The organism is Actinomycetota bacterium (assembly GCA_036280995.1).
Classification (GTDB): domain Bacteria; phylum Actinomycetota; class CALGFH01; order CALGFH01; family CALGFH01; genus CALGFH01.
In genome coordinates this window covers 1-3446 of sequence record DASUPQ010000520.1, presented here as the reverse complement: position 1 = coordinate 3446, position 3446 = coordinate 1, and the positions used below count along the sequence as shown (strand labels likewise).

The window sequence follows — 3446 nt, the reverse complement described above, 5'->3', positions numbered from 1 at the left end:
GCTTGATCGCCGTCGCGGTCCTGTTGCCGGCAGGCATCACCGCTGGCCCAGCCGACGCAGCCGGCGCAGGCCACGCCTCCCCGAGTGCCAGCGACGCCGAGCGCGCACTGGCTGAGCGCTTCGCTCCTGTGGTTCGGCTGGTGCACCAGGACGTCGAGTGCGGGCCCGGTGAGCCCTACCGACCCAGCGACGTCGACACCGTCCTCGGCGACCGCAGCGTGGCCCTGCGCGGGCCCTGGGAGGGAGACACGGCTGTCCAGATCGGCCCGACGGCCGAGGACCTCGGCGAGGGGCTCTTCGGCTACCACCTGGACTTCCCTGGAAACCCGCTCGAGGCAGGGTGCGACTACGAGACGTGGGCCCGGACAACTGCCGTGGGCACCGCGCCCACGGCGTACGCCCACGTGGCTACGGAGGTCGGTCGCGACGACCGGTTGGCCCTCCAGTACTGGTTCTTCTACCCGTTCAACGACTACACCAACAAGCACGAGGGCGACTGGGAGATGATCCAGCTCGTCTTTGCTGCCTCCGAAGCCGCGCAGGCGCTCGATCAGACACCGCTCGAGGTCGGCTACAGCCAGCACGAGGGCCTCGAGGTCGCCGTCTGGGACGACCCGAAGCTTCAGATCGTCGAGGGCAGTCATCCCGTCGTGTTCCCGGCCGCCGGCTCGCACGCCAACTTCTACGACTCCGCGTTGTACCTCGGCACGTCCGCTGAGCAGGGCTTCGGCTGCGACGACACCCGCGGCCCGAGCGACGACGTGCGCCCCACCATCGCCGTCATCCCCGCCGATCCGACGGCCGCTGTCGCGGCCTTCCCCTGGATCGCCTACCAGGGGCGGTGGGGCCAACGCGAAGCATCGTTCTACAACGGACCTACAGGCCCGAACACCAAGGACAGCTGGACCCACCCGATCACGTACCAGGCACAGAAGGGCCGCGACCTCAGCTACGCCGTACCGGGCGGCGGGCTCTTGGGCACTTCCGCCACGGACTTCTTCTGCGGCACCGTGTCGAGTGGGTCAGAGGTGGTCCGCAAGCTGGCAGACCATCCGGTCCGGCTGCTCCTGGTCCTGGCAGTGACCGCCCTGCTGGTGATCTACCTCCTGCGCCGCACGACCTGGACACCTGTCGCGCCCCTGCGCGCCGCACGCCGAAGGTCGGGCGGGCAGGTGATCCGGGCGGCCGGGAGCATGTACGCGTCGCGGTGGCGGGTCTTCATCGGAATCGGGCTCCTCACCATCCCGGTCTCCCTGGTCGTGGCCGGACTGCAAAGCCTGATCCTGACAGCACCCGACGTCGCGGCCGTCTCCCGTGGCGGCGAGGGCGGCGGGGTCCGGGTCACGCTGGCTGTGGTGGTGGGGGTCGTCCTGCTCGCGACGAGCATCCTGCTGGTTCTGGCGGCCACTACCCAGGCGCTCGGCGAGCTCGACCGCGATGCCGAAGTCGACGTGCGGCGCGCCTACCGCTTGGCCCTGACTCGGTGGCGACCTCTGCTGGGGGCGTTTCTGACCGCCTCGGTCGTCCTGGGGCTCCTCAGCCTGACCGTCGTCTTGTCACCCGTTGCGGTCGTGCTGGTCGTCCTGCTAGCCCTCTACGTGCCCGTGATCGCGTTCGAAGGGACAGCCGCGATCGAGTCGCTCCGCCGCAGCGCCGCACTGGTCCGACGCCAGATCATCAAGACTGCGGTCCTGCTGGCGACCTCGATCGTGCTGGCCGGGGCTGTCGGGCCCTTGCTCGGCACGATCCTGATCCTGGTCACTGGCGCCCCCTTCCCGGTAGCCAACATCGTGGCTGGTGTCACCTACGCCGTGCTGATGCCGTACGTCGGGCTCACGATGGCCTACCTCTACTTCGACGCGCGCGTCCGATCCGAGCTGGCCGGCGACGACCTACGTGGGCGAGAGATTCTGCCGGCTGAGATCGAGCTCGCACGGTGATCGCGTCATCCTGTGAGGTGGTCAGCCGGCATCGCGACCACCCAGGCTGAGCAAGCGCACTCCGTCCGGGAGGCCGACGCTCTCGGCCAGCCCATCGTCCAGCCACAGCTCGATCGCGCCCGCCAGTTCCTCGGGGTGGCTGAAGTTGACCGCGTGCGCGGCCTTCTCGACGAGCACCACCTCCAGGTGCTCCGGAGCTAGTCGAGCGACCTCGCGGACCCGGGCCGGTGACGGAAGGAGGGGGTCGCGGCCACCCAGGACGGCCAGGGTCGGCACGGGGGTGTGCGTCAGGCGCTCGAGCGAGGGGAAGAGGGTCAGCTCGCGGAAGAGGCGCAGCCCGTTCAGCGGGCCGAACCTCATGTAGTCCGGCAACGCGACGGGGATCATCCTCGGGCTCTCACGAAGCCCGTCCCTCGCCAGCTGGCCGAGCGCACGAACCAGGGGCTGGTTGTGAACGCCCCCTGCGGGCGAGACGAGGACGAGCCGGTGCACCCGGTCGGGCGCCGCGTGTGCCACTTCGAGGCCGATCGGACAGCCCATGGAGTTCCCGAGGAGGACGGCCTTGTCGATGTCGAGAGCATCGAGTACATCCAGCAGGGCCTCGGCCAAGGCGGGAATGTCCAGGACGCGGTCGTGGCGCTCACTGCGCCCGTAGCCTGGAAGGTCCGGGACCACGTTGACCCACCGGCTGGCCAGCGGCCGGGCGGTGGGCATGAGGTACTCGCCCGAGATCGCGAATCCGTGGACATGGACGATGGGCACCCCGATCCCGCCCGTGCTTCGCCGGCAATGAACCGCCTTCCCGCGGATCTGCAGGCGCTCCGTCACCCAACGGGGGTCGCTCGACACTTCCGGAGCATCTCACGGGCCACGGGCCGCCGGATGTAAGTGCGCGACAGACCGGACCCAAGGTGCGCCGCCAGCGTGGCGCCGCAGTCCAAGTCGGCGAAGTCCTCGAGGTCGAGTCGTACGAGAGGGCTCTTCCATGACACGAACACCAGCCGCGACCACCCACATCATCCACACACCCCTTGTGATCGAACACCTGTTCGATTAGAGTTCGACCATGACAGCAGCCGCCCTCGAGCCCGCGCCGGCACCCGCCGACGTCGACGGGCTCGACGCGCGCGCGACCCTCGCCGCGGCGCGTGGCGGGGTGCGCGCGCGACGCGCGGCCGAGGTGGAGGAGATGCGGATCGCCGCCCACTGGGCGGTCCTGCACGGCCACCCTCGCGACGACCGCGACCCGATGACCAGCCCGGGCGGCGAGGGTACGCCGCCGGTCCGGGAGTACTCCCTGCCCGAGCTGGCCATGGCCCGCGACACCCACACCGTGACCACCCGCGCCCTGCTCGCCGACACCCTCGACCTGCAGCACCGGCTGCCCAGGACCTGGGCCCGCGTCGCAGCCCTGGAGTGCGAGCCTTGGGTGGCACGCAAGGTCGCCGTGGTCTCGCGAGCCGTGCCGGCGGCCACCGTGGGAATCGTGGATCGGGCGGTCTCTGC

3 protein-coding genes are annotated in these 3446 nt (G+C 70.1%); 2 read left to right on the top strand and 1 reads right to left on the bottom strand.

The window, feature by feature from the left end; translation table 11 throughout:
* Positions 1 to 1940 (top strand): Vps62-related protein (locus VF468_17625; protein ID HEX5880111.1); only part of this gene is annotated, 1940 nt, incomplete at its 5' end.
* Positions 1941 to 1961: 21 nt separating this feature from the next.
* Here the strand turns inward: VF468_17625 and VF468_17620 are convergent.
* Positions 1962 to 2768: an alpha/beta hydrolase gene (locus VF468_17620; protein ID HEX5880110.1), complete on the bottom strand. Its 807-nt coding sequence runs from the start codon at positions 2766 to 2768 to the stop codon at positions 1962 to 1964.
* Between the two features lie 238 nt (positions 2769 to 3006).
* On the opposite strand from VF468_17620, the gene VF468_17615 reads away from it, so the two are divergent.
* Positions 3007 to 3446: hypothetical protein (locus VF468_17615; GenBank protein ID HEX5880109.1), on the top strand; the 440-nt coding region annotated here is incomplete at its 3' end.